The following is a 4,596-nucleotide window of genomic DNA, read 5'->3' on the forward strand; positions in this document are numbered from 1 at the left end:
AGCCCACCCTCACCGGTCAGTTGCAGGCCCTCACTGCGGGCCCGGTCGACCAGCATCGCGATCAACTGCTCGTCCGACGTGGCCGCACCGACCGACTCGACTACAGGCTCTTGCTCGATCGTCATCTCACTCACTTGGCGTCTCCATGATCAACAGATCCGCCGTTGATTAGACACTCCCCGTCCTGTCCGTGCCGGGGCGTCAGTGCACCACGTATGTCGCCTTCGCGCTTCTACTGCCGTTCGGGTCGACAGCGCAGAAGTTGAAGGTGTATGGGGGCGCAGCCCGCGTGCCGGTGTACACCATTTTGTCGATCCACACGGCTTTGCCGGTGCTGTCGGCCTTTATGTGGTCAGTTACCCAGACTGCGTCGCAGCTCCTGTCTGGGAGGTCGTAGTAGAAGCCGATGTCTTGGTTGGGAGCGAAGCCCGTGGCCGTCGCCACAAAGGGCCACGCGGTTCCCCAGAATTCGTCCGGTTGCGCCGGACCGACAGAGACCTGCACCGAGGGCGACGGGGACGGAGTCGACGACCGGGAGGAGGCGGGTGGCGGAGACGGAGTCGACGATCGGGAGGGGGAGGGGGAGGGGGAGGGGGAGGGACTTGTCTCGGTCAGTGATGTGGAGGGGGCTGCGTGTTTGGTGAGGGAGGTTTCGGGGGGTGGTGTTTTGGCGAGCCAGATCTGGGCGGTGGAGCCGTCGCGGATTTTCAGGACGATGTCGTCGGGCCCGTTGGCGGGTACGGGGGTGAGGGCGAGGTCGGGTGGTGTGAGGGTGGAGATCTCGCCCTTTTTGTTCCATGAGAGCCGTAGGCCCATGGTGTCGTGGCCGGGTGGCTGGTTGCAGGTGTGCAGGACTGCGCTGCCGTCGCCGGTGGTGTCCAGGCACAGGTTCGGGTCTGCTGCCGTGTGCATCAGGGAGTCGTTGCCGAAGACCCATTGCTGGCTGGCGGTGGAGGTGCAGCGGGCGCTGATCACGTCTGTCTTTGCGGCCAGACGGCCGTCGCGGACGTCCAGGCACTGTCCTGTTTTGGCGTTGCGCAGTTGGGTGCGGGCCAATTGTGTGCCGGGCTGGGGTGAGGCGGTGGTCGTGTTCAGCTGGGTGTAGGAGGAGGTCTGGTCGGCCTGGAGCGGAGATGCGGAGTTGTCGGCGGGCGCTGCGAGGTCGCTCACGGTGGCGGCGATGGCGAGGAGGGCGACGGCGGCGACGCCCGCGGCGACGGCGATGGACGCGGGGCGTGTACCGGTACGGTGGACGGGGCGCGACGGATCTGTGACGGGGGTGTCATCCGTCTTGCGGGTGTCCAGGTACGGTTTGGCGCCCCAGGCGAGCAGGCCGTTGCTGAGTACGAGGGGCAGTCGGCCGCTGTGCTGCTGGAGTTCTTCGGCTGCGGTCCGGCAGTGGGCGCAGTCCGTCAGGTGTCTGTCCAGGTCCTGGGGGCCGGGGTCGGCCGTCTCGGTGCGGGTGGCTGCATCGAGCAGGCTGCCGTAGGCGAGGCATTCGCGGTTGATGGTTCGGGTGAGGTGGGCCTGGACGCATTCCTCCCGGAAGAGTTTGCGGGCTCGTTCCAGGTGGCGCATGGTGGCTTGTTCGCTCTGGCCGGTCAGGCGGCTGACGGCGGCGGGTGGGTCGGCTTCGGCCACGCTGTGCCACAGCAGGCACTGGCTCTGTTCGGGAAGTTCCGCGAACGCGCAGCGGGCCAGGGTCGGGGGGCCGCCCGCCTCGGCTTCCTCGGCGTTGCCGGGTTCGTCCAGCCAGGCCAGGATCTCGGAGTTCAGGTCGGTGCGGTGCTCTCCCCTGGACCAGGCTGCCGCGCAGGCCAGCACGGTTGCGAGCAGGCGCGGGCGCCAGGCGAAGGGCCGCGCCTCGGCGTCACGGGTCTCGCGCTGGACGAGGTGGAAGGCTTCCTTGGCCAGCTCGATCGCCGCTGCCGGGCGGCGGGTGCACAGTCCGGCGTAGCGGTACACGCTCGACCAGTGACGGGAGAACAGCTCAGCCACAGCGAGGAAGGAGTCGCGGCGCGGTCCCTGCCAGAGCATCGCAGTCAGCTCGCCGTCCGACATACTGGACGGCTCTTTGGAGAGCAGTGCCTCGCTCAAGGTGATCCTCCTCCGGCGCTGCGCTCAGGAGATCGTCGGCCGGAACAGATGCTATGGACTCAGAACGCCTTTCGCAATTACTGAACAGCAATCCCCCCGACCCAGAGAGGTGAATTCCGCATGCAGGATGAATATGCAGAGCAATCGCCTAAATCCGGGCATTCTGACTCGACCTATCGACAAGCAGGTTCAGCGTATTCATTCATATCGAAAGCCGTTCCATTTAGGTTGCTTTGATGCCGGGCAGCCGAGCAGCAGCGAAAGCCGGCGGATAGAGGTGCATCTACCCGTGCGGAGCCTGCTGGAACTGATCACCCCACACGACGGCGAGCACTGAAGCGCAGCCCACGCACCGGGGTAGCGCACGGTGTCGGCCCCTCTCACGCGGGGGCCGACACCGTCTGCTTCTCGGGGGTGCGCGGCCGGGCACCGCCCGGGCCCGGGCGGTCAGGTCCAGCTCCAGGCGGCTGGTCATGTCCCACCCGTACCCCTCCGCCCCAGGTCATGGGGCAGGACGCTATCGCCACCGCACGCCACAGGTCTGCGCCCTTGAGATATGGCCACCGACGGGGGCAGTCGTCCAAGGTGGGGCGACGAGCGAGCTTCGACCCGGTGAGATTACTGACGAGATGCGCCAGGCCAGGGACACGGCACGGCGGCAGGGACTGCAGAGGGCTGGCTGCACCTGGTGGGGCTGCCGTCGCGGATCCGTAGCTACGTGCGAGTGAGCAACGCGTGCACTTCCAGAAAGCACTCAAAGCAATCCGTAAGAACATCGCGTCCATCGACCGCACGGACTTGCCGGCTGTCGTCGACGGTGACCTGCGGCAGGAGATCACGTCCCTGCAGGAACTCGTCAACGCCCTCGTGGCAAGCATCGCCAGCCACGGTTGACGCAGTCGGTGCACCGCAAGACCACGGAGCCCCGGGGACGGTATCCCCAGGGCTCCGTTTCGTTGGGCAGTAGGGTCCGGCAGTCTTTCCGAGCGCGACGAACATCTCGCTCGAATCGAGCTGCGCCTGGGACTCGTCCTGGCCAAGCACCCCCAGTTCGACACCGTCCTGCGCACCTACGTCCGCTGGGGTGTCCTGCCCCGCCTGCGGCGACGCGCCCGCACACGACGGCCCACAGAACACGTCATCGAATGGGCCCGCGCCCGCATTCACAGCGCGGCCCGCTTCCTCTCCTGGGCCGAAGAACGCGGCCTGGCCCTCGACACCGTCACGCAAGAACACGTGGACGACTGGCTGGCCAGCGGCAAAAGCACTCGATACAACGTCCGCGACTTCCTCGTCTGGGCGGCCAGACGTGCCTACGCGCGAGACCTCCTGATCCCCCACCGCGGAAAACCGGATCCTGCGGGACTCGACGAAGACGTCCACTGGGACGTCCTCCAGCAGTGCCTTCACGACGACCAGATGCCACTCGAAGTCAAAGTCGCAGGCGCCCTGGTCCACCTCTACGCGGAATACCGCCCGCCGGTGCTGGCTGCGCTGGACCGACCTTCTCACCCTTTGCGTGGGCCTTCTTTGAGCGGGCCACACACTCGTTCCAGATCCACCGGCACCGATCCCACTCGGCTTCCAGCGCCATACGGGCCGTCTTCGACAGGCGCACAACGGAAGGTGTACCGGGCATACCCGGCCTCCTCCATGATCGCACCCGCCGTCATGCACCCGAACCTACCCGGGGCCACTGACAGTTGGGCTGCCTCACCCCGTCGCGGGGGTGGACGCCGAATCGCCCTGTCGGCGATCCGGCTGCCTCTGCCCTACTCCGCAGGAATCCGATTCCTCCCCGGCCTGAAGACCGGGGCATCCTCGGAGATGCCCGGTGAACCCTTCCCGGTGCAGAATCCGGAAGAGAGTTGAGTCAACGGGCCTGTGATCTCGTACGAGTACCCGACTCATGAAATCAACAGCTGGCAGCGGCTTCGGGTCAGGCAGTTGCGCGGCGCGGAGCGGTCGGGAAGGTCGTCCCGTGCATCCTGCTGGTCGTCGCCCAGCCCGCAGTCCTGCGCTTCCTCAGATGATCGCCGGACGGTTTGCGCGTGTGCGGCGTCCTTCTCGCGCTGCCGTCGATGATGGCCACGCCGGCAGAGTACGCGGTCGCTTTCGTTCTCGCCGTGGGGGCCGTGCTTGGCGGCAGGTGGTCGCCCTACGGACGGGGTCACCACACCGGAGGTCCCGGTGTTCGGTGGCGCCCGCTCGCGCGCTTCGCGCTGTGGAAGCTCAGCGGAGACGTGCGCCGAACGCCCGGTGACTGACGGTGATGCGGCGGCGGCGGTGGTCGGCGACCGCCGCATGGCCGGGAATGGAACACGACACCCGCATGGAGGGCCCTTATGAGAAGGAGAATAGTGTGGCGAACTCGACAACGGATCACCAGAACAGCACAGTTCACACTAAACGACGTCCCGTAAGCGCATGTTGGGCCATGGCTGGGATGGACTTGGGCCGAGGTGGGTGCTTACCCAGCGAGGGCCAGGTTGTGCAGTC

Annotated in this window: 2 protein-coding genes and 1 pseudogene; all 3 read right to left on the reverse strand. The window is 66.6% G+C overall.

Translation table 11 applies throughout. The annotated features are described in order from the left end of the window. Positions 1-201 precede the first annotated feature (201 nt). Entirely contained in the window at positions 202-2,097 is a 1,896-nt protein-coding gene (locus ABZ471_RS47800) for a ricin-type beta-trefoil lectin domain protein (protein WP_359075430.1), read from the reverse strand. Between the two features lie 714 nt (positions 2,098-2,811). After that, positions 2,812-3,555: a hypothetical protein gene (locus tag ABZ471_RS47805; RefSeq protein WP_359075431.1), complete on the reverse strand. Its 744-nt coding sequence runs from the start codon at positions 3,553-3,555 to the stop codon at positions 2,812-2,814. A 34-nt stretch (positions 3,556-3,589) separates the two neighbouring features. After that, positions 3,590-3,770 (reverse strand): annotated as a pseudogene (locus tag ABZ471_RS47810) (RNA-guided endonuclease TnpB family protein); the annotation flags it as partial. Between the last annotated feature and the right edge of the window lie 826 nt (positions 3,771-4,596).

It is taken from the genome of Streptomyces sp. NPDC005728, assembly GCF_040630895.1.
GTDB lineage: Bacteria > Actinomycetota > Actinomycetes > Streptomycetales > Streptomycetaceae > Streptomyces.